Source organism: Curtobacterium sp. GC_Cur_3, assembly GCF_026544205.1.
Lineage (GTDB): Bacteria > Actinomycetota > Actinomycetes > Actinomycetales > Microbacteriaceae > Curtobacterium.
Genome location: NZ_JALNUI010000006.1, coordinates 61,382 through 85,259, shown reverse-complemented (window position 1 = coordinate 85,259; position 23,878 = coordinate 61,382). Strand labels below are relative to the sequence as shown.

Annotated in this window: 21 protein-coding genes; 17 read left to right on the top strand and 4 right to left on the bottom strand. The window is 72.9% G+C overall.

Features of this window, described 5'->3' with window-relative positions; genetic code table 11:
* Positions 1-27: 27 nt before the first annotated feature.
* From OXR63_RS04665 to OXR63_RS04650, 4 genes are all read left to right on the top strand, one after another.
* Entirely contained in the window at positions 28-951 is a 924-nt protein-coding gene (locus tag OXR63_RS04665) for an NUDIX domain-containing protein (RefSeq protein ID WP_267420410.1), read from the top strand.
* 218 nt (positions 952-1,169) lie between these two features.
* Positions 1,170-1,916, top strand: coding sequence for a phosphotransferase enzyme family protein (locus OXR63_RS04660; protein ID WP_267420408.1), 747 nt, complete (start codon positions 1,170-1,172; stop codon positions 1,914-1,916).
* 17 nt (positions 1,917-1,933) lie between these two features.
* On the top strand, positions 1,934-3,037 hold the full coding sequence (locus OXR63_RS04655) for a winged helix DNA-binding domain-containing protein (protein ID WP_267420406.1): 1,104 nt from the start codon (positions 1,934-1,936) through the stop codon (positions 3,035-3,037).
* A gap of 102 nt (positions 3,038-3,139) precedes the next feature.
* Positions 3,140-4,090, top strand: a complete 951-nt coding sequence (locus OXR63_RS04650; RefSeq protein ID WP_267420404.1) for a DnaJ domain-containing protein — start codon at positions 3,140-3,142, stop codon at positions 4,088-4,090.
* Positions 4,091-4,106: 16 nt separating this feature from the next.
* On the opposite strand, the gene OXR63_RS04645 is transcribed toward OXR63_RS04650, so the two are convergent.
* On the bottom strand, positions 4,107-4,469 hold the full coding sequence (locus OXR63_RS04645; protein WP_194662581.1) for an RNA-binding S4 domain-containing protein: 363 nt from the start codon (positions 4,467-4,469) through the stop codon (positions 4,107-4,109).
* Positions 4,470-4,521: 52 nt separating this feature from the next.
* On the opposite strand from OXR63_RS04645, the gene OXR63_RS04640 reads away from it, so the two are divergent.
* Together OXR63_RS04640 and OXR63_RS04635 are read left to right on the top strand one after the other, a co-directional pair.
* Positions 4,522-4,773 carry a hypothetical protein gene (locus tag OXR63_RS04640; protein ID WP_267420402.1) on the top strand — a complete coding sequence of 84 codons (252 nt, stop codon included), beginning with the start codon at positions 4,522-4,524 and terminating at the stop codon, positions 4,771-4,773.
* A gap of 223 nt (positions 4,774-4,996) precedes the next feature.
* Positions 4,997-6,193 (top strand): hypothetical protein, encoded by a 1,197-nt coding sequence (locus OXR63_RS04635; RefSeq protein ID WP_267420401.1) that lies wholly within the window; start codon positions 4,997-4,999, stop codon positions 6,191-6,193.
* 124 nt (positions 6,194-6,317) lie between these two features.
* Here the strand turns inward: OXR63_RS04635 and OXR63_RS04630 are convergent, their stop codons facing one another.
* A complete protein-coding gene (locus OXR63_RS04630) occupies positions 6,318-7,850 on the bottom strand; it encodes a S1C family serine protease (protein WP_267420400.1) in 1,533 nt (510 codons plus the stop codon).
* Positions 7,851-8,008: 158 nt separating this feature from the next.
* On the opposite strand from OXR63_RS04630, the gene OXR63_RS04625 reads away from it, so the two are divergent.
* The 5 genes from OXR63_RS04625 (at position 8,009) to OXR63_RS04605 (ending at position 12,079) form a co-directional block, all read left to right on the top strand.
* Entirely contained in the window at positions 8,009-9,043 is a 1,035-nt protein-coding gene (locus OXR63_RS04625) for a FecCD family ABC transporter permease (protein ID WP_276584999.1), read from the top strand.
* Complete coding sequence (locus OXR63_RS04620; RefSeq protein ID WP_267420396.1) at positions 9,040-10,053, top strand: FecCD family ABC transporter permease; 1,014 nt, start codon at positions 9,040-9,042, stop codon at positions 10,051-10,053. Before OXR63_RS04625 ends, OXR63_RS04620 begins: the two co-directional genes overlap by 4 nt.
* A 112-nt stretch (positions 10,054-10,165) precedes the next feature.
* Positions 10,166-10,645 (top strand): FHA domain-containing protein, encoded by a 480-nt coding sequence (locus OXR63_RS04615; RefSeq protein WP_071276147.1) that lies wholly within the window; start codon positions 10,166-10,168, stop codon positions 10,643-10,645.
* Complete coding sequence (gene ftsR, locus OXR63_RS04610; RefSeq protein WP_194662577.1) at positions 10,645-11,349, top strand: transcriptional regulator FtsR; 705 nt, start codon at positions 10,645-10,647, stop codon at positions 11,347-11,349. The genes OXR63_RS04615 and ftsR overlap by 1 nt, the downstream gene beginning before the upstream one ends.
* Before the next feature lie 169 nt (positions 11,350-11,518).
* Positions 11,519-12,079: a MerR family transcriptional regulator gene (locus OXR63_RS04605; RefSeq protein ID WP_267420393.1), complete on the top strand. Its 561-nt coding sequence runs from the start codon at positions 11,519-11,521 to the stop codon at positions 12,077-12,079.
* 651 nt (positions 12,080-12,730) lie between these two features.
* Here the strand turns inward: OXR63_RS04605 and OXR63_RS04600 are convergent.
* The gene (locus OXR63_RS04600) at positions 12,731-13,543 is read right to left on the bottom strand and encodes a ParA family protein (RefSeq protein WP_267420391.1); all 813 of its coding nucleotides are present in this window, start codon (positions 13,541-13,543) and stop codon (positions 12,731-12,733) included.
* Positions 13,544-13,603: 60 nt separating this feature from the next.
* Here OXR63_RS04600 and OXR63_RS04595 point away from each other — a divergent pair, with 60 nt between their 5' ends.
* From OXR63_RS04595 to OXR63_RS04580, 4 genes are all read left to right on the top strand, one after another.
* The gene (locus OXR63_RS04595) at positions 13,604-17,017 is read left to right on the top strand and encodes a pyruvate carboxylase (protein WP_267420389.1); all 3,414 of its coding nucleotides are present in this window, start codon (positions 13,604-13,606) and stop codon (positions 17,015-17,017) included.
* Position 17,018: 1 nt separating this feature from the next.
* On the top strand, positions 17,019-17,513 hold the full coding sequence (gene def, locus OXR63_RS04590; RefSeq protein ID WP_267420387.1) for a peptide deformylase: 495 nt from the start codon (positions 17,019-17,021) through the stop codon (positions 17,511-17,513).
* Between the two features lie 199 nt (positions 17,514-17,712).
* Positions 17,713-19,593, top strand: a complete 1,881-nt coding sequence (locus OXR63_RS04585; protein WP_267420386.1) for a hypothetical protein — start codon at positions 17,713-17,715, stop codon at positions 19,591-19,593.
* A 154-nt stretch (positions 19,594-19,747) separates the two neighbouring features.
* The gene (locus tag OXR63_RS04580) at positions 19,748-19,879 is read left to right on the top strand and encodes a hypothetical protein (protein WP_267420385.1); all 132 of its coding nucleotides are present in this window, start codon (positions 19,748-19,750) and stop codon (positions 19,877-19,879) included.
* 185 nt (positions 19,880-20,064) lie between these two features.
* On the opposite strand, the gene OXR63_RS04575 is transcribed toward OXR63_RS04580, so the two are convergent.
* Entirely contained in the window at positions 20,065-21,966 is a 1,902-nt protein-coding gene (locus OXR63_RS04575) for an AMP-dependent synthetase/ligase (RefSeq protein WP_267420384.1), read from the bottom strand.
* 122 nt (positions 21,967-22,088) lie between these two features.
* Here OXR63_RS04575 and OXR63_RS04570 point away from each other — a divergent pair, with 122 nt between their 5' ends.
* On the top strand, positions 22,089-23,042 hold the full coding sequence (locus OXR63_RS04570) for an ROK family protein (RefSeq protein WP_267420383.1): 954 nt from the start codon (positions 22,089-22,091) through the stop codon (positions 23,040-23,042).
* A gap of 36 nt (positions 23,043-23,078) precedes the next feature.
* A complete protein-coding gene (locus OXR63_RS04565) occupies positions 23,079-23,819 on the top strand; it encodes a lysophospholipid acyltransferase family protein (protein WP_267420382.1) in 741 nt (246 codons plus the stop codon).
* The last annotated feature ends 59 nt before the right edge of the window (positions 23,820-23,878 follow it).

Here is a 23,878-nt window from a genome sequence, read left to right as displayed (position 1 = left end):
GTCAGGCGCGTGTGCCAGGGTGGACAGGTGCCAGACGTCCTGCCCCCCGGTCCGCCGCCCGGCCCCCGCGACCCCGGCGACGCCTGGGCGTACGGACCCGACGGCACCAAGGCGTGGGGACTCTTCGGCGCCTCCGGACTCCTCGTCGACGACGGCCACGGCCGCGTCCTCCTGCAGCACCGCGTCGAGTGGAGCCACCACGGCGGCACCTGGGGCATCCCCGGCGGCGCCCGGCACCAGCACGAGGACGCCGTCACCGGCGCCCTCCGCGAGTCCGCGGAGGAAGCGGGCGTCCCGCTCGACGGCATCGACCTCCGCCACACCGCCGTGCTCGACCTCGGCTTCTGGACCTACACGACCGTCGTCGGTCGCGCCGCACGGCCCTTCGAACCCGTCATCGCCGACCGCGAGAGCCTGGCGCTCGACTGGGTCCCCGTCGAGTCGGTCGACGACCTGCCCCTGCACCCCGGCTTCGGCCGCTCCTGGCCCGCACTCCGCGCCACGCTCGACACCAGCCCGCACGTCGTCGTCGACGCCGCGAACGTCGTCGGCAGCGTGCCCGACGGCTGGTGGAAGGACCGCTCCGGCGCCGCCACACGGCTCGTCGACGGGATCACGGCGCTCGCCGCGGTGGGGCTGCCCGCCGAGGCCCTCGGGCTCGACTCCACCACGTGGTGGCCGCGGTGGACCGTCGTGCTCGAGGGCGACGCCCGCGGTGCCGACGTCGCCACGGGTCCCGGGGGCGGCGACGGTGTCGGCGGCACGCCCGGCGTGGCCGTCGTGCGCGCGCCCGGCTCCGGGGACGACGCCATCGTGGCCGCGGCGGCCGACGCCGTGGCAGCCGGTGACGGCCCCGTCGTCGTGGTGACCGCGGACCGCGGGCTCCGCGACCGTGTGACGGCACTCGGTGCGAGCGTCGAGGGGCCATCCTGGCTCCGCGACCGGCTCTGAGCCACCGCTGCACCCGCACAGCGCACGGCGCCGGGGTGAGACGGCGACGGCGCCGCTGCCGCGCTCCCCGCGCGGCCGGGCCGACAAGCGCACGTGTGCGGATGGATCGCGCCAACTGCGTCGGTGACCGCTACGCTGGCTCGCACGCCGGTGCGCTCAGCCAGACGACCGCGACGACGAAGGCACGTCAACGGAGACGACCGCGACAGGAGACGCCCATGGAGCGCATCACGAAGGCCGACGACCGGGTCCACCGGCCGGCCGGCCCCTGGACGCCCACCGTCCACCGGCTCCTGGCCCACCTGCACGAACAGGGGTTCGTCGCGGCGCCGGAGCCCATCGCCCTCGGGGACACCCTCGAGACCGTCTCGTTCGTGCCCGGGGTCGCCGGTGAGTACCCGTGGACCGAGGACGTCGCGAGCGAGGCCGCCCTCGTCACCAGTGCCCGCATCCTCCGGCAGTACCACGACGCCGCAGCGAGCTTCCCGCTCGACGACACCGTCGACGTCTGGTCCCAGGCGCACCGGGCACCCGTCGAGACCGTCGTGCACGGTGACTTCGCCCCCTACAACTGCGTGTACGACGGCATCGCGGCCGTCGGCCTGATCGACTTCGACACCGCGCACCCCGGCCCCCGTGTCTGGGACGTCGCCAGCGCCGTGTACCGCTTCGCGCCGTTCACGACCGGCATGGTCGAGGGCCGCGCTGCCCCGACGCTCGAGGCCCGCCTGGCCCGAGCCGCCGAGTTCTGCCGGGCGTACGGGCTCGACGACGTCTCCAGGAGCCGGGTCGCCGAGACGATGGTGTCCTCGCTCGTCGCCCTCGTGACCCTCATGGAGACCGAGGCGGCCGCCGGCAACCCGAAGTTCATCAGCGACCTGCAGCACGGGCACGCCGACCTGTACCGCGCCGACGTCGCCTACCTCGAGGACCACCTCGACGAGATCGCCGCCGCGGTGGCCTGACCGGGCCCGAACACGCGGTGGCACCCACGCCGACGCAGATCCGCGCGATGCGCCTCGCCGCGCAGCGCATCGGTGTCGCGGGCGGCACACCGCTCGACGTCGTCACGCACATGACGGCGCTGCAGGGGCAGGACCTCGGGCAGTGCCTCTGGGCGATCGGGTCTCGCGCCCTCGGGGTGACCCGTGGCGACGTCCGCGCCGCCTTCGCCCGAGCGGAGCTCGTGCGGTCCTGGCCGATGCGCGGCACCCTGCACGTCCTGCGTCCCGACGACCTGCGGATGCTGCTCTCGCTGACGGCCGAGCGGACGCTCCGCAGCACGGCACGTCGGGCCGACCAGCTCGGACTCGACCCCGACACCGTCGACCGTGCCCGTCGGGTCACCGTCGACGCGCTGCACGGCGGGCGCTCCCTCGACCGGGACGGCGTCCTGACGCGGTACCGCCAGGCCGGCATCGACCCGGCGGGCGGCCGCGGCGCCACCCTGCTGTTCCGCCTGGCACACGAGGGCCTGGTCGCCTGGGGCCCCATGAGCCCCAACCGCCCGACCAGTCCCTCGGGCCAGGAGCTCGTCCTCCTCGACGAGTGGGCCCCGGCTGCCGACACCCTGCCCGACCGCGATGACGCTCTCGGTCGCATGCTCGTCGGCTACCTGCGCGGGCGAGGTCCGGCGACGGAGGCCGACGCCGCGAGCTGGTCGAAGCTCCCGCTCGGGGACCTCCGTCGTGCGCGCGCGGTGGCTGGCGACGAGGTGGAGGACCTCGGCGACGGGCTCCTCGCACTCGCCGACCGACCCGTCGTCGACGCCGTCCCCATGACGCACCTGCTCCCGGGCTTCGACGAGTACCTGCTCGGGTACGCCGACCGCACCGGGCACCTCGACCCCGTGCACGCCGACCGCGTCGTGCCCGGTGGCAACGGGATCTTCCTGCCGATGGTCGTGCACCGCGGCCAGGTCGTCGGCACGTGGTCTCGGTCCGAGCGCACCCAGGACGTCCGCGTGACCGTGACGCCCTTCGCGTCGCTCACCGCGGGCGCGGAGCGTGCCGTGGTGCGTGCCGCGAGCCGGTACGGGCGCTTCCTCGGCCTGCCGGCGGTGACCACGGTGGAGCCCGCCGCCTGACGGAGCCGGACCAGCGGGCACGACGTCCCACGGGCCTCCCGGCCGCCGTTCAGCGCGCACACGGCTGGTGCTCGCGCTTGCTCCGGTAACGTACCGCGAGCCATGACGGACAGCCCGGCCGACGCCACCCCCTACGAAGTCCTCGGCGTCGCCGCGACGGCCGACGACGAGGCCCTGCGCCGCGCCTACCGGCGCGCAGCCCGCGAGACCCACCCCGACCTGGGCGGCGACGCCGTGCGGTTCCGACAGGTCCAGGTCGCGTGGGAGCGCATCGGCACACCCGCGGCACGTCGCGCCTACGACGCCGGTGGGTCCCGTCCCTCGTCCGCGCCGTCGGGCTCGTCCGCGTGGTCGGCGACCGCCGGGAGGCCCGGGTCGGGTCGCGACGCCTACGCACCGCCCGCAGCGCGGCGCGACTCCCGCCCCCGTGCCCGGTCCCACGGACACCCCGGCGGGCGGTCACGGGAGGTCTTCCTCGCGGCCGAGCGCGAGTGGGTCGGGCTCGGCGACCCCATCGAGGACCCCTACGACCCGTCGCTCATCAGGAGCGCCCCCCGGTCCATCCGTCGACTGCTCGGGGAGGCCCTCGCCGAGGAGTCGACCGCCGCGATCGTCGCCGACATGGGCATCGGCGTGACCGTCTGGCACGACCTCGACGCCGGGGCCGAGGGCAAGCTCGACCACGTCGTGCTCATGCCGAGCGGGCTGTGGGCCCTCGAGTCCATCGACTGGGGCGGGCCCGTCCGGATCGAGCACGGGGAGATCGTCGGCGAGACGCTCGAGCCGGGCGAGCGTCCGGTCAAGGAGCTCGTCCGTGCGGCCCGTGCCGTGCAGAAGCAGACGCGCGTGCGGTTCACCGGGCGGATCCTCGTCGTGCCGGACTCCGCGGTCGACACCGACGTGCAGCTCGTCGGTCCGCAGCGGAAGCCCACGGCGTTCGTCGTGCGGCGCAGTGCGCTCGGCCAGGTGCTCAACGGCGTCTGGTCGCCCGAGGGCGCGGTCGACGTGTTCGACGTCCGCGACCGGCTGCAGCAGACCGTCCGGTTCGTCTGACGGGGTCCGTGCTGGCCTAGTGGCCGCGGAGCTTCTCGAGGTCGCGGCGTTCCCGCTTGCTCGGACGTCCGGCGCCGCGGTCGCGCATCGGGACGAAGCCGGCTTCCTCCTTCGGCAGGCGGGCCGGGGTCAGGTCGTCGAGGTGCTTCGCCGCCTCGGTCGCCCCGACGCGCTTGAGGATCAGGCTCTTCACGACGACGATCCGGTCGAAGCCGGCCTGGCGCACGCGGACCTCGTCGCCCGGTCCCACCGGCTGCGAGGGCTTCGCCCGCTCGCCGTTCACCTTCACGTGGCCGGCCTTGCACGCGGTCGTCGCGGCGGACCGGGTCTTGGTGATCCGGACCGCCCAGATCCAGCTGTCCACCCGGGCCTTGTCCATGCCCCCACCCTAGGCGCGCCGTCCGCATGCCCGATCCCCGTACGCTTCCCGGGTGGGCACGGACGAGCAGGCGGGCATCGCGCGGGCACTGGCACTCGGGCTGCTGCGGGACGCCGAGCTCGGGGAGCGGGTCGTCGTCCGGGCACACGACGCCGGGGGAGCACGCGACGCCCTCGGGGACCTGGTCGCACGGACGCCGGACTCCGTGACGGTGGACACCCGGCGGGGCCTCGTCGAGGTCGCCCTGGAGGACGTCGTCGCCGCCAAGCGCGTCCCACCGCCACCGCCGCGCCGCCCGCGCTGAGCACGGTGCGCGGTCCCTCAGCCTGTGCGAGGTTGCTCGCCCCGTGCGAGCCTGTCGCGCCGCACGGGGTGGTCAACCTCGCACCACGCACCCGCACCGCGGCCGCGGCCACCGCACCACGCACCCGCACCGCGGCCGCCGCACCCGCACCGCGCCCGCCGCACCGCGCCCGCACGGCGAGCCGCCCGCGGAAGCGCCCCCGCCCCGTCGTAGCCTTGCGCCCATGGCAGTCCCCGTCCCGCTCGGCACCGAGGACCGCACCGCACGCGTCGTCCTCCGCCGCCCCGACTCCTGGCAGCGTGCGGACACGGCCCAGGCGGACCTCCGCGTGGTGGGCGACGACGTCGTCCTCACCGTGCGCTCCCGTCCGAGCGACCGCTCCATCGGCGACGAGAACGCCTCGCTGCTCGACCGGCTGCCCGGCTCCGTCGACGGCCTGCTCCTGGTCGGCTGCGACGTCTGGACCACGGTCGGCGCCCCCGCCCGCCTGGTCGAGTACGTCCGCCCGGACGCCAGCGCGGAGGAGGACGACGGCCCCGGCGACATCATCGGCGCCCACCTGCTCTTCGTCACCGGCCGGCACCGCGTCGACGTGACGATCGAACGGCCCCTCGCCCGCCTCGCCGACACCGACGACCTCGTCTTCGCGGTCCTCGACTCCGTCCGCGCCGTCGGCCCCGTCAGCACCGGCGCCACCCGCGAGCTCGAGACCCTGCCGGCACCGCTCGCCCAGACCGAGGTCAGCGGCCCCCGAGTCACCCCGGAGGCCCTCGCCACCCTCCAGAGCCTCGCCGGGAAACGGTGGAACCCGACGCTCCTCCGCACCCCCGGCGGCCGCGAACTCGTCGACGCGGGCCTCGTCGGACGCTTCGGCACGCTCCCCGCGGACACCCAGGCGCTCCTCGAGCCGTGGGCGGCGGAGACCCAGCCGACCGTCCTGGAACAGCACCGGCCCGACGGACGGGTGGCGAGCCTCCAGGCCTGGTCCCGCACCGTCGTCGACGCACCGGACGACACCGGCGCGGTCCTCACGCGGCTCGCGCCGCAGCGCGTGGTGGCGCTCGCAGCCGGGAGGCTCGGCGTGCGTCCGACGTGGACCTTCCCGTTCCGCACGGGGTCGCTCCCGGCGGACCTGCTCGACCGGCGGCTCGCCGGTGGGGACGACACGCCCGATCTGCCGAGTGCCGTCGCCGAGGCGGACCCGCGGCTGGCGCGGTTCTGGGCTGCACCGTGGACGGTCTCGTTCCTCCGGCGCCCGGGGAGGCCCCACCCGGTCACCCTCGTGCACGCGGAGGGCATCGGCTTCGCACGCGTCGGACGCACGGAGGCCGGCGCCTCCGCGTTCTCTGCGGAGTCGCCGGCCAACGTGTACCGATCGGTCGTCCGGGCGTTCCTCGCGAACGCGGAGTCGCCGGGCTGAGACACAAGGCGTGTACCGATCGGTCGTCCGGGCGTTCCTCGCGAACGCGGAGTCGCCGGTCTGAGACACAAGGCGTGTACCGATCGGTCGTCCGGGCGTTCCTGTCCGAACCGCCCACGGAGTCCTAGGCGGCGGGGCCAGCCGTCAGGGTCACGGTGACGGTGCTCGCCGCGCCGGTGGTGTCCGTGTAGGCGACCGAGACCTTGTCGCCCACCGACTTCGACTGGATGACCTTCGTCAGCTGGTCGGCGCTCGTGACGGCGGTGCCGTCGACCGAGGTGATCGTGTCCCCAGCGGCCAGCCCGGCCGCCGCGGCACCGGAGCCGTCGACGGTGCCCGCGACCGCGACGCCACCGGTGGTGGCCGTCCCGCTCACCTGCACCCCGAGGAACGCCGGCAGGCCGATCGTGATCGTGCCGGACGCGTCGCCCGCCAGGATCTTCTGCGCGATCGACTTGGCGGTGGCGATCGGGATCGCGAACCCGGTGACGTCCGAGCTGCCCGAGGAGGCCGCGGTCGCCATGCCGACGACCTCGCCCTCGCTGTCGAGGACCGGGCCGCCCGAGTCGCCCGAGACGATGTCCGCCGCGACCTGGATCAGCCCGGTGAGGGACTCGGTCCCGGTGCCGGACTCGCTCTGCACCTGGATGTCCTGGTCCGTCGCCGTGACGGTACCCGTGGCGGCGACCAGGTTGCCGGTGCCCTCCGCGTTGCCGACGTCGGTGACCGCGTCGCCGGTCTTCGCACCGCCGTCGTCGTCGAGCGAGACGGTGGACAGGCCGGAGGCGTCCTTGAGCTTGAGGACGGCGACGTCGTTCGTGGCGTCGGCGCCGACGACCTCGGCGTCGTACTCCTTGCCGGTGGTCTCGTCCGTGACGCTGATGCTCGTGGCGCCCTGGATGACGTGGTTGTTCGTCAGGATCGTGCCGTCGGACGTCAGGACCATGCCGGTGCCCGCGGCCTGTGACGAGGCGTCGTAGTTCAGGATCGTGTTGATCGTGACGACGCCCTTCTTCTGGGCGGCCGTCGCAGCCGTGGCGGGGGACTGGGTGCCGGTGCCGGTGCCGGTGCCGCTGTCCGATCCGCTGCCCGTGCCGTCGCCCGGCACCGTGAAGCCGTTGGTGCCGCTGCCGTCCGTGCCGGTGCCGGTGCCGGTGCCGGTCCCGCTTCCGGGCAGGGTCGTGGTGCCCTGCGACTGGCTCGACGTGGTCTGCGTGCCGTGTGAGGAGAGCCCGAGGGCGGTGCCGCCGGCCGCGCCGACGATGGCGAGGGCCGCGACGCCGGAGCCGATCATCAGCCCGAGGCGACGGCGCTTCGACGTGCCGGGACGGGGCCCGAAGGCGCCGCTCCATCCGGTCCCGTCAGCGGGGTGTGCGGCGCCGTAGGGCGTGCCGTGCTGCGCCGCGTGCGACCAGGAGGCCGAGCCGGCGAGGGCCGGGCTGCCGATCAGGTACGGGCCGTGACCGTCGTGCGTGTAGGCGTAGGGGCCGGAGCCGTCCGGGGCGTAGAGGTACGGGCCCGAGCCGTCGAAGGCGTAGGCGGGTCGGAGCGTCGACCGGTCGGCGTGCGGGGCGTCCCATGAGGCGCGGGGTGCGCTGGCCTGCGCGTCGATCGGCGTGGTGCCCGGTTCGGCGTCGGGGTTCTGGTTCTCGTTCATCGGTGCTCTCCGGTCGCTCTCGACTCCCCGGTCGGGTGTCGATGTGTCGAGTACAGGCCCGCTTCCCATGGAGAACCTATGAACGGGCACTGCGTGCGCTCATGACTCGCTCGGCGATCACCGAGCGGGCACACCGGGTTAGGGTTGCCTCAGTTCCCATGCGCTCTCCGTCCTCCACCCCGCCCGCGCCCAGTTCCGTGCCACGACTCGTCGGCGCGACCGTGCTGGCCGTCGTCGTGCTCATCGTGGCGGTCGCCCTGAGCATCGCCTTCGGGTCGCGACCGATCCCGCTCGCCGCGGTGTTCGACGCCGTCACCCATCCAGGCCGCGACGACGAGATCGGCCTGATCGTGCTCGGCAACCGCGTCCCACGCACGGTCGTGGGCCTGCTGGCGGGGGCGGCCCTCGGCGTGGCCGGTGCCGTGATGCAGGGCGTCACGCGCAACCCGCTCGCCGACCCGAGCGTGCTCGGCATCAACTCCGGGGCCGCGCTGGCGGTGGTCGCCGGGATCGCGCTCTTCGGGATCAGCGGCACCGCCGCCTACCTCCCCTTCGCGTTCGCCGGTGCCGCGCTGGCGGCGCTCCTCGTCTACGGCATCGCCTCGGTCGCGCGGCGCGGCCTCACCCCGGTCGGCCTCGCGCTCTCCGGAGCGGTCGTCGCCGCAGCCCTCGCCTCGGTCACCACGGCGGTGCTCGTGACGAGCCAGAGCCTCCTCGACCAGCTCCGGTTCTGGCAGGTCGGCGCGCTCGCGGGCAAGGACCTCGGCGCCGCCGGCGTCATCACGGTCCCGGTGCTCGTCGGGCTCGGCATCGCGTTCGCCCTCGGACGCTCCCTGAACACCCTCGCGCTCGGCGACGAACTCGCCGCCTCGCTCGGGCAGCGCGTCGTGCTCGTCCGCGCGGTCGGCGGACTCGTCACCGTGCTGCTCGCCGGGTCCGCGGTCGCCGCGGCCGGACCGGTCGCGTTCATCGGGCTCGCCGTTCCCCACGCCGTCCGCCGACTGAGCGGACCCGACCACCGCTGGACGATCCTCCTGTCCGCCATCGTCGCTCCGGCCCTGCTGCTGGTCGCCGACGTCATCGGCCGGGTCGTCGCGTACCCGGGGGAGCTGCAGGTCGGGATCGTGACCGCGCTCATCGGGGCACCCGTGTTCATCGCCCTCGTCCGCTCGAAGGCGGTGCGGGGACTGTGACGACGACGGACCGTGCCGTGCGGCGTCGGGTGACCGGGGCGCGACGTGAGCTGGTCGTGCTCGGGACCGTCGTGGTCGTGCTCGTCGCGCTGGTGCTCGTGGGGCTCGGCGTCGGGGACATCCCGCTCGCACCCGGTCAGGTCGTGGCGGCGCTCGTCGGCCACGGCGACACCGTGTCGGACTTCGTCATCGGGCAGCTGCGCGGTCCGCGGGTCGCGGCGGCGCTCCTCGTGGGGGCGAGCCTCGGCGTCGCGGGCGGCATCGTGCAGAGCGTCGTCCGCAACCCCATCGCCAGTCCCGACGTCATCGGCATCACCTCGGGCGCGAGTGCGTCGGGCCTGACCGCCATCGTGCTGTTCGGCGTCTCCGGTGTCGGCCTCTTCTGGACCGTGCTCGTCGGCGCCGTCGTCGTGTCGGTGCTCATCGCCGGGTTCGCCTGGCGGCGGGGCATCACCGGCAACCGGGTGGTGCTCGTGGGGATCGGCGTCTCGGCGATGGCGGTCAGCGTCTCCGGGTGGATGCTCACGAGCGGCACCGTGCAGCAGGCGGGCACCGCGTTGCTCTGGCTCTCCGGCAGCCTGAACGCCGTGGACCCGGGCATCGTCGGCGTGCTGGCCGTCGCGTTCGTGGTGCTCGTCGTCGCGGCGCTCGTGCAGTCGCCGCGGCTGACCGTCCTGACGCTCGGGGACGAGGTCGCCTCGTCACTCGGACTGCGACCGAACCGCGCGAAGGTGTTCCTGCTGCTGACGGCCGTCTGCCTGACCGCCGCGGCCGTGGCGACCGCGGGCCCGGTGTCGTTCGTGGCGCTGATGGCGGCGCCGATCGCCCGACGGCTCGTCGGTGGCGGTCGTGTGGCGCTCGGACCGGCCGCGGCGGTGGGCGCGGTGATCGTCCTCGCGAGCGACCTCGTCGCGCAGTTCGCCCTGCCCGGCACCACGCTGCCGGTCGGTGTCGTGACCGGCGTCGTCGGTGCGCCCTACCTGCTCTGGCTGCTCGCCCGGTCCCGCTGATCCGCGCGGTGGTGTCCGCTCGCCGCGGACAGGTCGTGTCACTCGTCCACGGGGCTCTCGACGGGCCGCTCGTTTCCGATACGCTTGACTGCCAAGAGGAGGAGGTCCACCGATGCCAGATCCAGTGGTCCCGCAGCCAGAGGGACAGCGAGCCCCGGAGCAGCGGCTGGTCGACACGACGCTGACCTTCAGCATGGAGTTCGGCGCGTCCCTGACGCCCGAGTCCGGTGTCTCACCCGAAGAACGTGACGCGATCACCGCGTTGCCGTCCGGTTCGGCGTTGCTCGTCGTCCGTCGCGGCCCCAACGTCGGAGCGCGCTTCCTGCTCGACTCCGACGTCACCACCACCGGCCGCCACCCCGACGCCGACATCTTCCTGGACGACGTCACCGTCTCCCGGAAGCACGCGCAGTTCCTCCGGAACGGCACGTCGTTCACGGTCAAGGACAACGGCTCGTTGAACGGCACGTACTTCGACGGTGTCCGCATCGACGAAGCACCGCTCACCGACGGCGCGGAGGTGCAGGTCGGCAAGTTCCGCCTGACGTTCTACGCGTCCCGGGTCGACCTGGCGCGCCTGGCGAACGCGTAGTGGCCGCGCGCTCGGCCGCAGTGCGGTCGGGTTCGCCGGCTGCGGACCTGTTGACGATCGGACAGGTCCTCGCCCGGCTCAAGCCGGAGTTCCCCGACCTGTCGAGCTCCAAGCTCCGCTTCCTCGAGGAACGCGAGCTCGTCACCCCCGTCCGCACCGCCAGCGGGTACCGGAAGTTCTCGCCCGCCGACGTCGACCGTCTCCGTGTCGTGCTCGGCCTGCAGCGTGACCACTACCTGCCGCTGAAGGTCATCAAGGAGTACCTCGCCGACCTCGACGCCGGTCGGCAGCCCGCACTCCCCGGTGGAGGCGACGGTCCCCGGCCCTCGATCCTCGGCCGCGAGAAGCGCTACACCCGGGACGACCTCGTCCGTGCGGCGCAGGCGTCCCCGATGCTCGTCGCCGACGCCGTGTCCGCGTCGCTCCTGCCCGCGTCGGACACCTTCGGCGAGGACTCGGTCGTCGTGCTCAAGGCCCTCGTGGAGCTGCAGCGCACCGGCATCGAACCCCGACACCTCCGGACGTTCCGCAGCACCGCGGAGCGCGAGGTCGGGCTCATCGAGTCGGCGCTGATGCCCGTCTCCCGTCGTGGTGACGCCACGTCCAGGGCCAAGGCGTCCGAGCTCGCGCGGGAGATCGCCGGACACCTCGAGGTCATCCGCTCGAACCTCATCCGCGCGGCCATCGGGCGGATGGACGCGTGAGCGGCGCTGGTGGAGCGTCGGGGCTCGGGCGTATCCTCGACACGCCGGACGCGCCGAGTCGGATGTCCCGCGTCGGACCGGTCGGAGTCGCTACCGTGGACCTCGGAACAACTCTCAACCCGTCGTTGAACCTTCGGGTGAGGGCTCGATCGTCGTGGAAGGCAGTCCAATGAGTGGGAACGACACCCCCGGTACCCCGTCGGACTCGACGCGGTACGACCTCGGGCTGCTGTTCACCGACGGACTCCCCGAGCACGACGAGCAGAACGGCTACCGCGGCACCGTCGCCGCGAAGGCCGCCGGCATCAGCTACCGCCAGCTCGACTACTGGGCGCGGACCGAACTCGTCCAGCCGACCATCCGTGGCGCGGCAGGGTCCGGGTCGCAGCGCCTGTACGGCTTCCGCGACATCCTCGTGCTCAAGCTCGTGAAGCGCCTGCTCGACACCGGCATCTCGCTCCAGCAGATCCGCACCGCCGTGAACCAGCTCCGCGAGTCGGGCGTCTCCGACCTCGCCCAGACGACGCTGATGTCCGACGGTGCCTCGGTGTACCTGTGCACCTCGGACGACGAGGTCATCGACCTGGTGTCCCGCGGGCAGGGCGTCTTCGGCATCGCGGTCGGCAAGGTCCTGCGTGAGGTGGAGACCTCCCTCGTCGAGCTCGACGCGACGCCGGCGGCCGACCCCTCCGACGAGCTCGCTGCGCGTCGCGCCTCCCGCGCTTCCTGACGCGCCGGTCCTGCCGCGCGGCGGCGGCCGCGAGTGCGTCTGCGTCGCACCGACCGCTCCCGTGAGATCGCACTTCGTGTCGCCTCGCGCGGCGCGGACCCGACACGAACTGCTATCTCAGCGGTGCCGGACGTGCCCGGGACGCCGTGCCGAGCGGTCACGACACCCCGCGTGCGCATCGCCGAGCGGCCGGGAACCGTCGCCGCGGCGGCCCCGAGCCGACGTTTCGTGACCGTTCGCCGGACGTGAGCGGGGAGTCGCGACCACTCGGGCCAGCCGTCAGCCGGGCGGACGCGACGTGGCGGGCGTGGGTCGAGCCTCCCGGCTGCCGTGGTGCGCCGAGACGGCCGTGAGATCGCACCTCGTGTCGCCTCGCGCGGAGCGGACCCGACACGAACTGCGATCTCGGCGGCACCGGACGTGCCCTCGTCGCCGAGCCGAGCGGTCACGACACCCCGCGTGCGCATCGCCGAGCGGCCGGGAACCGTCGCCGCGGCGGCCTCGAGCCGACGTTCCGTGACCCTTCGCCGGACGTGAGCGGGGAGTCCTGACCACTCGACACCGTCCTGGACAGAGCACACGACCCCCACGAAACGGAACGCACCCCGGGTCAACGACCCGGGGTGCGTCCTCAGCGCGAGCGCGTGCGAGTCAGACGGGGCTGCCGTCGGCGTAGGGGCCGATCTTGCCCGTGCGCATGATGCGCTCGAGCAGCTGGTCGAAGTTGCGGGCCATCTCCTGCGCGGACTCGCCGGGCCACACGTGCAGGGGCTTCGCGGCACCCTGAGCCTGCTGCAGCGAGGTGCGCTCGGGCAGCTGCGGGGAGAGCACGAGCGGCCCGAACATGTCGCGGAGCTCCTTGATGCGGAACTGGTGCTCGAGCGACTGCACCCGGGCGCGGTTCACGATGATGCCGAGGGGCTGCAGGCGCGGGGAGAGCCCGCGGCGGATCTCCTCGATCGCGCGGAGGGCACGGTCGGCGGCGGCCACGGAGAACAGACCGGGTTCGGTGACGACGGTGACGCGGTCGGACGCTGCCCACGCGGTGCGGGTCAGGGCGTTGAGCGAGGGGGAACAGTCGATGAGGACGAGCTCGTAGTCCTGCTCGACGTTGGCGAGCGCTTCCTCGAGCTTCCAGATGTCGCGGATCGACGGGTGCGGCCCGTCGAAGTTGATGGCCGAGGGGGAGCCGACCATGACGTCGATCTTGCCCTGGGAGCCCTTCGTCCAGCCGGACGGCGCGATGGCCTGGCGGACGATCTTCTCCTTCGGGTTCTCGAGCACGTCGGCCACGTTGAGGTGGCCGGCGATGTTGATGTCGAGGCCGGTGGAGACGTCGGACTGCGGGTCGAGGTCCACCACCAGCGTTCGCAGACCCTTGGCGAACGCGGCGGAGGTCAGACCGAGTGTGACCGTCGTCTTGCCGACACCGCCCTTGAGAGAGCTCACGCTGAGTACATGCACGTTGAGCAACGTTACCGCCAGTAGGGTGGTCGCACCTGACCCAGTGCTGAAAGGGCCCGCGTGTTCCGCAAGATCCTGGTCGCCAACCGTGGCGAGATCGCGATCCGTGCCTTCCGCGCGGCGTACGAACTCGGTGCCCGCACAGTCGCTGTCTACCCGTACGAGGACCGGAACTCGCTCCACCGGTTGAAGGCGGACGAGGCCTACCTCATCGGGGAGCGGGGCCACCCGGTCCGGGCCTACCTCGACGTCGCCGAGATCGTGCGGGTCGCCCGCGAGTCCGGCGCCGACGCGATCTACCCCGGGTACGGCTTCCTCTCGGAGAACCCCGACCTGGCCGCCGCCGCCGCAGCTGCGGGCATCACGTTCATCGGCCCCGGGCAGCACGTGCTCGAGATGGCCGGCAACAAGGTCACCGCGAAGGAGCACGCGATCGCCGCGGGCGTCCCGGTGCTCGCGAGCACGCCGGCCAGCCGCGACGTCGACGAGCTCGTCGCCGGCGCCGCCGAAGTCGGGTTCCCGGTCTTCGCGAAGGCCGTCGCCGGTGGTGGCGGGCGTGGCATGCGGCGCGTCGAGACGCCGGAGGAGCTGCGTCCGGCGCTCGAGGAGGCGATGCGCGAGGCCGACAGCGCGTTCGGCGACCCGACGATGTTCCTCGAGCAGGCCGTGCTCCGGCCCCGGCACATCGAGGTCCAGATCCTCGCGGACGCCACCGGCACGGACGCCGGCACGATCCACCTCTTCGAGCGGGACTGCTCCGTGCAGCGCCGCAACCAGAAGGTCGTCGAGATCGCCCCGGCGCCGAACCTGGACCCCGCGGTCGCGGCCGCGCTGCACCGCGACGCCGTGGCCTTCGCGCGGTCGATCGGCTACGTGAACGCCGGCACGGTCGAGTTCCTGCTCGACACCGTGGGCGAGCGCGCCGGTCAGCACGTCTTCATCGAGATGAACCCCCGCATCCAGGTCGAGCACACGGTCACCGAAGAGGTCACGGACGTCGACCTCGTCCAGTCGCAGATGCGGATCGCGGCGGGGGAGACCCTCGCCGACCTCGGCCTGTCCCAGGACACCGTCGTGGTCCACGGCGCCGCGCTGCAGACCCGCATCACGACCGAGGACCCGACCCAGGGCTTCCGGCCCGACACCGGTCGCATCACCACGTACCGCAGCCCCGGAGGTGCCGGCGTCCGCCTCGACGGCGGCACGGTCGCCACCGGCGCGCAGATCAGCCCGCACTTCGACTCGATGCTCGCGAAGATGACGTGCCGCGGTCGGGACTTCCCGAGCGCCGTCGCCCGCGCGCGTCGCGCACTGGCGGAGTTCCGCATCCGCGGCGTCAGCACGAACATCCCGTTCCTGCAGGCCGTGCTCGAGGACCCCGACTTCGCCCGCGGCGACGTCTCCACCGCGTTCATCGGCGAGCGTCCGCAGCTGCTCGGCGGCCACGTGTCGAAGGACCGCGGCACGAAGGTCCTGAACTGGCTGGCGGACGTCACCGTGAACAAGCCGAACGGCTCGCCCGCCGCACACGTGGTGGACCCCGCGACGAAGCTCCCGACGGGTGTCGACCTGTCCGCGCCGGTCCCCGAGGGGCAGCGCGACCGCCTGCGGCTCCTCGGTCCGACCGAGTGGGCGAAGGCCCTCCGCGCGCAGACCGAGCTCGCCGTCACCGAGACCACCATGCGCGACGCGCACCAGTCCCTCCTCGCCACGCGCGTCCGCAGCAAGGACCTGGTCGCGGTCGCGCCGTACGTCGCGCGGCTCACGCCGCAGCTGCTGAGCGCCGAGGCCTGGGGCGGCGCGACCTACGACGTCGCGCTCCGCTTCCTCGGGGAGGACCCCTGGGAGCGCCTGGCCTCGCTGCGCGAGGCGATGCCGAACATCCCGATCCAGATGCTGCTCCGCGGCCGCAACACGGTCGGCTACACGCCGTACCCGACCGAGGTGACCGATGCGTTCGTCGCCGAGGCCGCCGCCACCGGCGTCGACGTGTTCCGGGTCTTCGACGCGCTGAACGACGTCCGCGCCCTGCGACCCGCCCTGGAGGCCGTGCTCGCCACCGACACGGCCGTCGCCGAGGCCGCGCTCTGCTACTCCGGCGACCTGCTGGACCCGGCGGAGGACCTCTACACGCTCGACTACTACCTCCGCCTCGCGGAGCAGATGGTCGAGGCCGGTGCGCACGTCATCGGCATCAAGGACATGGCCGGGCTCCTCCGCGCGAGCGCGGCCGAGAAGCTGATCGGCGCGCTCCGGGAGCGCTTCGACCAGCCGGTCCACGTGCACACGCACGACACCGCCGGCGGACAGCTCGCGACGCTCCTCGCCGCGGCCCGGGCCGGTGCGGACGCCGTCGACGTCGCCGCCGCACCGATGGCCGGCACGACGAGCCAGCCGAGCATGTCCGCGCTCGTCGCCGCCCTGGCGCACACGGAGCGCGACACCGGGATCTCGCTCGACGCCGTCGGTGACCTCGAGCCGTACTGGGAGGCCGTCCGGCGGGCGTACGCGCCGTTCGAGTCCGGGCTCGCCGGGCCCACCGGCCGCGTCTACAAGCACGAGATCCCCGGCGGGCAGCTCTCGAACCTCCGCCAGCAGGCCATCTCGCTCGGCCTGGGCGACCGGTTCGAGCAGGTCGAGGACTGGTACGCCGAGGCGAACCGGATCCTCGGACGCCCGACCAAGGTGACGCCGTCCTCGAAGGTCGTCGGTGACCTCGCGCTGCAGCTCGCCGCGGTCGACGCCGACCCGGTCGACTTCGAGCAGAACCCGCACAAGTACGACATCCCGGACTCCGTCATCGGCTTCATGGCCGGGGAGCTCGGCGAGCTGCCGGGCGGGTGGCCCGAGCCGTTCCGCACGAAGGTGCTGGCCGGCCGGACGGTCTCGCTCGAGATCACCCCGGTGCCCGAGCACGAGCGCGCGCACCTGGACACCCCTGGCCCCGAGCGCCGCAGCGCCCTGAACCGCCTGCTGTTCGAGCAGCCCACCCGGCAGTTCCAGCAGGTGCGCGACGAGTACGGCGACCTCTCCGTCGTCGCCACGGTCGACTACCTCTACGGGCTGCGACCCGGCGAGGAGCACGTCGTGTCGCTCGGCAAGGGCGTGGACCTGCACGTCGGGCTCGAGGCCATCGGCGAGGCCGACGAGCGCGGGGTCCGCACGGTCATGGCGACGCTGAACGGGCAGCTCCGCCCGGTGTACGTCCGCGACCGCTCGATCCAGGTCGAGACGAAGTCCGCCGAGAAGGCGGACCGGACCGACCCGCACCAGGTCGCGGCGCCGTTCTCCGGCGTCGTGACGCTCAAGGTCGCCGTCGGTGACGTCGTGACGGTCGGTCAGGCCGTCGCGAGCATCGAGGCGATGAAGATGGAAGCGGCCATCACGGCGCCCGTGGCGGGCACCGTCGGCCGTCTCGCGATCCCGGTGACCCAGCAGGTGGACGCCGGCGACCTCCTGGTGGTGCTGCAGTAACGTGACCGTCCGTCCCATCCGCCTGTTCGGCGACCCCGTCCTCCGTTCGCCCTCGGACCCGGTGCGCATCGGCGCCGACGGTGTCCGCGAGCTCGTGCAGGACCTCATCGACACCGTCAAGGAGCCCGGCCGCGCGGGGGTGGCGGCGCCGCAGATCGGTGTCGGTCTCCGCGCGTTCTCCTACAACGTCGACGGCGAGGTCGGCTACGTCCTCAACCCGGAGCTCGTCGAGGTCTCCGGCGAGCCCGAGCTCATGGACGAGGGCTGCCTGTCCGTCCCCGGGCTCGCCTACCCGACCAGGCGGTACCCGTACGCCAAGGTGCGCGGGGTCGACGTCGACGGCGAACCGGTGGAGGTCGAGGGCACCGGACTGATGGCCGAGGCGCTCCAGCACGAGACCGACCACCTCGACGGCACCGTGTACGTGATGACCCTCGAGCCGGAGACCCGCCGACAGGCCCTCCGCGACGTCCGCGCCCAGGACTGGTTCCACTGACCCTCGACGGCCGCGGAGCGCACTGCCCGTTCCGCTGTGCCGTCGCCCGTCGTAGGCTCCGGAGCAACCACCGGAACGCACTCCCGACGTCCTGACCCCCGTGATGGGGGTCCTCACGGCGTTCCCCACCACGTACGTTCGACGCGGCGCCGCGAGATGATCAGGCTCGCCGTGACCGCGAGATGATCAGGGGAACTCCATGGAACGACAGCGCAGGGGACTCCGTGTCGCCGCCACCGTGACGATGGCCGCCGTGGCCGCGACGTTCGGGCTGGTGGCGCTGACGCCGCCGGCACCGGCGGCGGCAGCCACGACCGAGCCCGAAGCAGCCGACTACGCGTCCGACGTGTACGGCGACGCCTGGGACTACACGAACTCGACCGACTTCAACACCGACTTCTCGGAGACCCCGGCGACGGTCGGCGGCGGGGCGCTGAAGGTCCGCCTGGCGCCCGGCAACCGGCTGTTCCTGGTCCACTCCATCTCGGGGAGCCTGGCGGCCGGCCGCGACGGCGCCCGACAGCCGGTGGACACCGCGAAGTACTCGCGGCTGACCTTCTCGATGGACCAGCCGCTGTCGAAGCACATCGGCGCGGTCTACTGGTTCACCTGCCGGGAGCAGACCGTCGCCTGCGGTGGCGGGTTCACGTTCCCGATCGTGCAGGGTCCGCACGTGTACGACTTCGACCTCAACGCGCAGTCGAACCTGCTGGCGAAGGTGCCGTGGCGGTCGGCGAAGATGGTCGTCTTCCGCCTCGACCCGGTGGTGCTCGCGGACGGTTCGGGCGACACCGGCACGCAGGCCAGCATCGACTGGCTGCGCCTGCACGCGGCTCCTGACGCGACCCACCCGCACGCGGGGATGCCCGCCGGGACCTACAACGGGTACACGGTGACGCCGCGCCCGCAGGTCGTCGTCGACTCGCCGAACCAGACACAGGGCCAGGACTACGCCACCGCGACGACGGGCCGGCCGTGGAACTTCACGTCGGTCGCCGCCACGTCGAAGGTGACGTACTCGAACACGCTCCAGCAGGCCCGCGACGACCGCGGGTTCACCGCGCGCAACACCGGTCCGCACCAGAACGACCCGCAGGTCCACCTGCCGGTCTCGAACGTGGCCGGCAACACCTACCACTACCTGCAGTTCGACATGAAGTACGACGGGCCCTTCAACCTGTCCGGCTCGGCCGGCGGGGGGAAGCTGGCGCGGGTCATCTGGAACGTGTCGGGCAACGGCACACCGCAGATCAGCAACGACATCCTCACCTACTCCTCGGGCAACGCGTCCGAGGTGAGCGTCGACCTGGCCGCCGGGAACCCGCTCGACGAGGACGCGCTCACACCGAAGCTCGGCTGGGCCGGACGGACGATCAGCAGCCTCCGGTTCGACCCGAACGAGGACCCGGGCCAGGCGGTGTGGCACCTGAAGTCGGTGCACCTCCGCGCCGCCCCCGCTGCCACCGGTTCGACGAACGTCACGTTCCACGACAACGCCTGGGTCCAGGGCACGGCGGCCGACCTCTCCGTGAAGACGGGCAGCGGCGGCTGGCAGCGCATCGCGACCGGTGTGGCCGTCGCCAAGGGCGTGAACTCGGTGCCGTTCGTGCTCGGGTCCAGGCCGGTCGGCGCGTACTCCGTGCAGGTCACCCTGCGCCACCCGGACGGCAGCTCGGCCTCGTCCACGTCCGACGCCCCCATCGTGATGCGGGCCGGTGCCGCGCCGGCTCCGGCTCCGGCTCCGGCCACGTCGCACAACCCGCGGGGCACGCTCGACAGCGCGACGGCCGGCAGCGCCGGCGTGACGGTGTCCGGGTGGGCGTACGACCCCGACACGCGGGAGCCGATCTCGGTCGCGCTCTACGACAACACCTCGGGCTCGAAGAGCCTCGGGCGGGTGTCCACCTCGGTCGCGCGTCCGGACGTCGTGCGCGCACACCCGGACGCACCGGCGGCCTCGGGGTACACCCGGACCGTGGTGCTGGCGAAGGGCACGCACAAGCTCTGCACCTACGGGATCAACGTGGGCGCCGGGACGACGAACCCGGCACTCGGTTGCCGGTCGGTCACCGTCCGCTGACGCTCGATGGTGGCCCTCGGCCTCTCGTCGGGGGACACCCTCGGGGGACGGGCCGTGACACCCGGACGCGGGATTGTCGCCATGTCCTGACGAGGGGGTACGGTTTCCCCGTCGGTCCTCCCGCCGACATGGTCTCCCACCTCCAGGACGCACGATGACACTCCGAACCGACGAGCTCAGCTCGCACCGCACCCGCACCAACCGACGCCCCGAACAGGACCCCTCGACGACGGCAGCCACCGCCGTCCTCGAGCCGGAACAGAGCCAGGAGCCGGCCGCGGTCTGAGCGGCCCGGCGGCCCTCCGGCGGCGACGACGCCGCCAGGCGGTCACCCGGCCAGGCAGCAGCACAGCACGACAGCAGCACAGCACGACAGCAGCACGGCACCACCCAGCACGACGCACCAGACAGGAGGCCCGGTGCCGGTCCCGGGGACCGGCACCGGGCCTCCAGTGCATCAGGGCTGCGGCGTCACCGCCGCCGGCGGCCCTCGACCACCGGCACCGCCGTGGTCTGCACCTTCGACCCCGAGTAGATGTGCTCGACGTCCGCGGCGAAGTCCCGGAGCACCACCGACCGCTTGATGGTGAGCTTCGGGGTGAGGTGCCCGGAGGCCTCCGTCAGCTCCGTGTCGATGATCGTGAACGACCGCACCGACTCGGCCCGCGAGACCCTGCCGTTGGCGGCGTCGACGGCCTCCTGCACGGCGTGGAGCACGCGCTCGTCGTATGCGGCCTCGTGCGCGGAGAGCACCGGTGCGATGCCACGCGACTCGCACCAGCCGGGGAGCATGTCGCGGTCGAGCGTGACGAGGGCCGCGATGAACGGCTTGCCCTCGCCGACCACGACGACCTGCCCCACCAGGGGGTGCTCGCGGATGCCGTCCTCGAGCGGCGCCGGCGCGACGTTCTTGCCACTGGCCGTGACGATGAGCTCCTTGGCGCGGCCTGTCACCGTGAGCACGCCGTCGCCGTCCAGGTGGCCGAGGTCGCCCGTGCGGAACCACCCGTCGACGAATGCCCGCTCCGTGGCCTCCGGGTTCTGCCAGTACCGGTCGAAGACGTCCACGCCGCGGATCAGGATCTCCTGGTCGTCGGCGATGCGGATCTCCACGCCGGGGAGCGCGCGGCCGACCGAGCCGATGCGGAGTTCATCGGCACGGTTGACGGTCGCGGGGGCGGTGGTCTCGGTCAGGCCGTAGCCCTCGAGGATCAGGACGCCGATGGAGCGGAAGAAGTGTGACAGCCGGGGGGAGAGCGGAGCCGACCCGCTGATCGCATGGCGGACCCGGCCGCCGATGGCGTTCCGGAGTTTGGCGTACACGAGCCGGTCGAACAGCCGGAACCGCAGCGCCAGCCCGAGCGGGACGCGACCGGCGGCGACGGCCTCCGAGTGCGCGACGGCGGTGGCGGCCGCGGCACGGAACACCCGGCCCCGCCCGGCGAGGTCCGCCTTCTGCTCGGCCGAGTTGTAGATCTTCTCGAACACCCGGGGCACGGCGAGCAGGAACGTCGGCTGGAACGTCGACACGGCCCGCATCAGGTCCTTCGTGTCGGGTTCGTGCCCGACGAGCGTGCCGGCGGAGATGCTCATCACGGCGATGAAGCGCGCGAAGACGTGGGCGAGCGGGATGAAGAGCAGCGTCGAGGCGTCGCCCGCGACGATCTCGGACATCGCCTCGGTCGAGCCCTCCACCGTCGCGGTGAAGTTGTCGTGCCGGAGCACGCAGCCCTTCGGCCGGCCGGTGGTGCCCGACGTGTAGATGATCGTGGCGTCGTCGTGGCCGTGCACGGTCGCGGTCCTGGCGTCGAGGTCGTCGTCGGTGACGTCCTCGCCGAGCCGGGTCAGGTCGTCGAGCCCACCGCCGTCGATGGTCCAGTGCTGCCCGAGGTGCGGCAGGTCGGGGGCGATGCCGGCGACCCGTCTGGCGTGCTCCTCCTGCTCGACGACGATCGCCACGGACTCCGAGTCGCCCAGGATGTGCCGGACCTGGTCGGGGGAACTCGTCTCGTAGACCGGCACGGACACCAGCCCGGCGGTCCAGATCGCGAAGTCGACGAGTGTCCACTCGAGGCGGGTCCTGCAGAGGATCGCCACGTGCGCGCCGGGTTCGAGGCCGGCGGCGACGAACCCCTTGGCGATCCCGCGGACCCGGCGCAGGACGTCGTCCGCGCGGATGGTCGTCCACGTGTCACCGTGGCGTTCGGCCAGGATCGGCCGGTCCGGGGTGAGACGGGCCCGGTCCGCGAGCAGTCGCGCCGCGGATCCGTGGTCCGGAGCGAGCAGTCGCGCCGCGGACCCGTGGTCCGGGGCGGCGGGACCGGACGCGTGGTCCTGTGTCGGAGACCCCTCTACGGGTCGCTGATCGTTCACGGCAACTCCTTCGTCGACCGGTTCGATGGCGAGTGCGTCTCACGTTGACGCCTCTCGTCCCAGCATAGGGGCGGACATCGCGCGTTCGATGAGTACGCACCGAACCGGTAGGCTCGTCCCTCGTGCAGGCCATCGGAATCGACATCGGGGGCACCAAGATCGCGGGAGCGGTCGTCACGGAGCTGGGCGAGATCATCGCCGAGGACCGTGTGGCCACGAACGCTGCGGACCCGGACGCAATGCTGGACGACGTCGTCACGATGGTCCAGCGCCTCAGTGCGCAGCACCAGGTCGGAGCCGTCGGCGTCGCCGCACCCGGCTTCATCGACGCATCGCAGTCGATCGTCTACTACACGCCGAACATCCGCTGGCGGAACGAACCCCTGCGGCAGAAGCTGCAGCAGCGGCTCGGCGACCTGCACATCACCGTCGACAACGACGCCAACGCCGCCGGGTGGGCCGAGTTCCGCTTCGGCGCCGGTCGGCTCGTCTCCGACATGACCATGCTGACGATCGGCACCGGCGTCGGCGGCGCCATCGTGACCGAGGACCGGCTCTTCCGCGGGGGCTTCGGCACCGGCGGCGAGATCGGGCACCTGCGCATCGTCCCGAACGGGCTGCCGTGCGGGTGCGGTGCCCGCGGCTGCATCGAGCAGTACGGCTCCGGCCGCGCCCTGCAGCGCATGGCGAACGACGTCGCGGACGCCGGCGGCATCGGCGTCGCGCTGGCCCAGGCCCGCGACGACAACGGCGGCCACCTCGACGGGGCCGTCGTCGGCGACCTCATCCTGGCCGACGACCCGGGTGCCCTCGCGGCACTGCGCCGCCTCGGTCGGCACCTCGGAGAAGCCTGCGCCTCGCTCTCCGCCGTGCTCGACCCGCAGCTCTTCGTCTTCGGCGGCGGCGTCGCGAGCGCGGGGGAGCGCCTGCTCGAGCCGATCCGTCAGGCGTACCTCAACAACCTCCCGGCCCGCGGGTACCACCCGGAGCCCGAGTTCGTGATCGCCGAGCTCGTCAACGACGCCGGCGTGGTCGGTGCCGCTGACCTCGCGCGCATCCACGCCCGCACCGCCTAGCACCACCGTCCGCCGTCCCCCGACCCGGAGTCGATGATGCTCTACTGGTTGCTCAAGAACTTCCTGCTCGGCCCGCTCATCCTGACGCTGTTCCGGCCGTGGGTCGTCGGGCGCGAGCACGTGCCGGCGTCGGGACCGGTGATCTTCGCGTCGAACCACGTCTCGTTCATCGACTCGGTGATCCTGCCCGCGGTGCTCGACCGGCGGATGTCCTTCCTGGCGAAGAGCGACTACTTCACGGGCCGGGGGCTCAAGGGCTGGGCGACGAAGACGTTCTTCAACGCGATCGGCCAGCTCCCCATCGACCGGTCGGGCGGCAAGGCCTCCGAGGCCTCGCTCCGCACGGGCCTGCAGGTCCTGGCACGGGGTGAGCAGCTCGGCATCTACCCCGAGGGCACCCGCAGCCCCGACGGCAAGCTCTACCGCGGTCGCACGGGCATCGCGCGGATGATCCTCGAGGGCCGCGTGCTCGTCATCCCCGTCGCGATGGTCGGCACCCGGGAGGTCCAGCAGATCGGCCAGCGCTTCCCGAAGTTCAAGCGCGTCGGCGTCGTGTTCGGGAAGCCGCTCGACTTCTCCCGGTTCCAGGGCTTCGAGACCGACCGCTTCATCCTCCGCAGCGTCACCGACGAGGTCATGCACGAGCTCGCCGGGCTGAGCCGCCAGGAGTACGAGGATGTCTACGCGACGAGCGTCAAGGAGCGTGCGAGCTCCGCCCGCGCACAGGTCGTGCGGGCAACCGCCAAGCGCGAGCGACGGGGCACGGCCGGACGGTAGGCTCAGACGGTCCCGGCAGCACCGCCGGGAGCGCCACCCACGAGAACCCAGAGGTACCG

Excerpts from the sequence above, each read along its gene's own strand:
- OXR63_RS04650 (WP_267420404.1), top strand. The coding sequence starts at position 3,140 with ATGACGGACAGCCCGGCCGACGCCACCCCCTACGAAGTCCTCGGCGTC.
- OXR63_RS04645 (WP_194662581.1), bottom strand. The coding sequence starts at position 4,469 with ATGGACAAGGCCCGGGTGGACAGCTGGATCTGGGCGGTCCGGATCACC.
- OXR63_RS04660 (WP_267420408.1), top strand. The coding sequence starts at position 1,170 with ATGGAGCGCATCACGAAGGCCGACGACCGGGTCCACCGGCCGGCCGGC.
- OXR63_RS04605 (WP_267420393.1), top strand. The coding sequence starts at position 11,519 with ATGAGTGGGAACGACACCCCCGGTACCCCGTCGGACTCGACGCGGTAC.
- OXR63_RS04580 (WP_267420385.1), top strand. The coding sequence starts at position 19,748 with ATGACACTCCGAACCGACGAGCTCAGCTCGCACCGCACCCGCACCAAC.
- OXR63_RS04625 (WP_276584999.1), top strand. The coding sequence starts at position 8,009 with ATGCGCTCTCCGTCCTCCACCCCGCCCGCGCCCAGTTCCGTGCCACGA.
- OXR63_RS04565 (WP_267420382.1), top strand. The coding sequence starts at position 23,079 with ATGCTCTACTGGTTGCTCAAGAACTTCCTGCTCGGCCCGCTCATCCTG.
- OXR63_RS04585 (WP_267420386.1), top strand. The coding sequence starts at position 17,713 with ATGGAACGACAGCGCAGGGGACTCCGTGTCGCCGCCACCGTGACGATG.
- OXR63_RS04630 (WP_267420400.1), bottom strand. The coding sequence starts at position 7,850 with ATGAACGAGAACCAGAACCCCGACGCCGAACCGGGCACCACGCCGATC.
- OXR63_RS04615 (WP_071276147.1), top strand. The coding sequence starts at position 10,166 with ATGCCAGATCCAGTGGTCCCGCAGCCAGAGGGACAGCGAGCCCCGGAG.
- OXR63_RS04635 (WP_267420401.1), top strand. The coding sequence starts at position 4,997 with ATGGCAGTCCCCGTCCCGCTCGGCACCGAGGACCGCACCGCACGCGTC.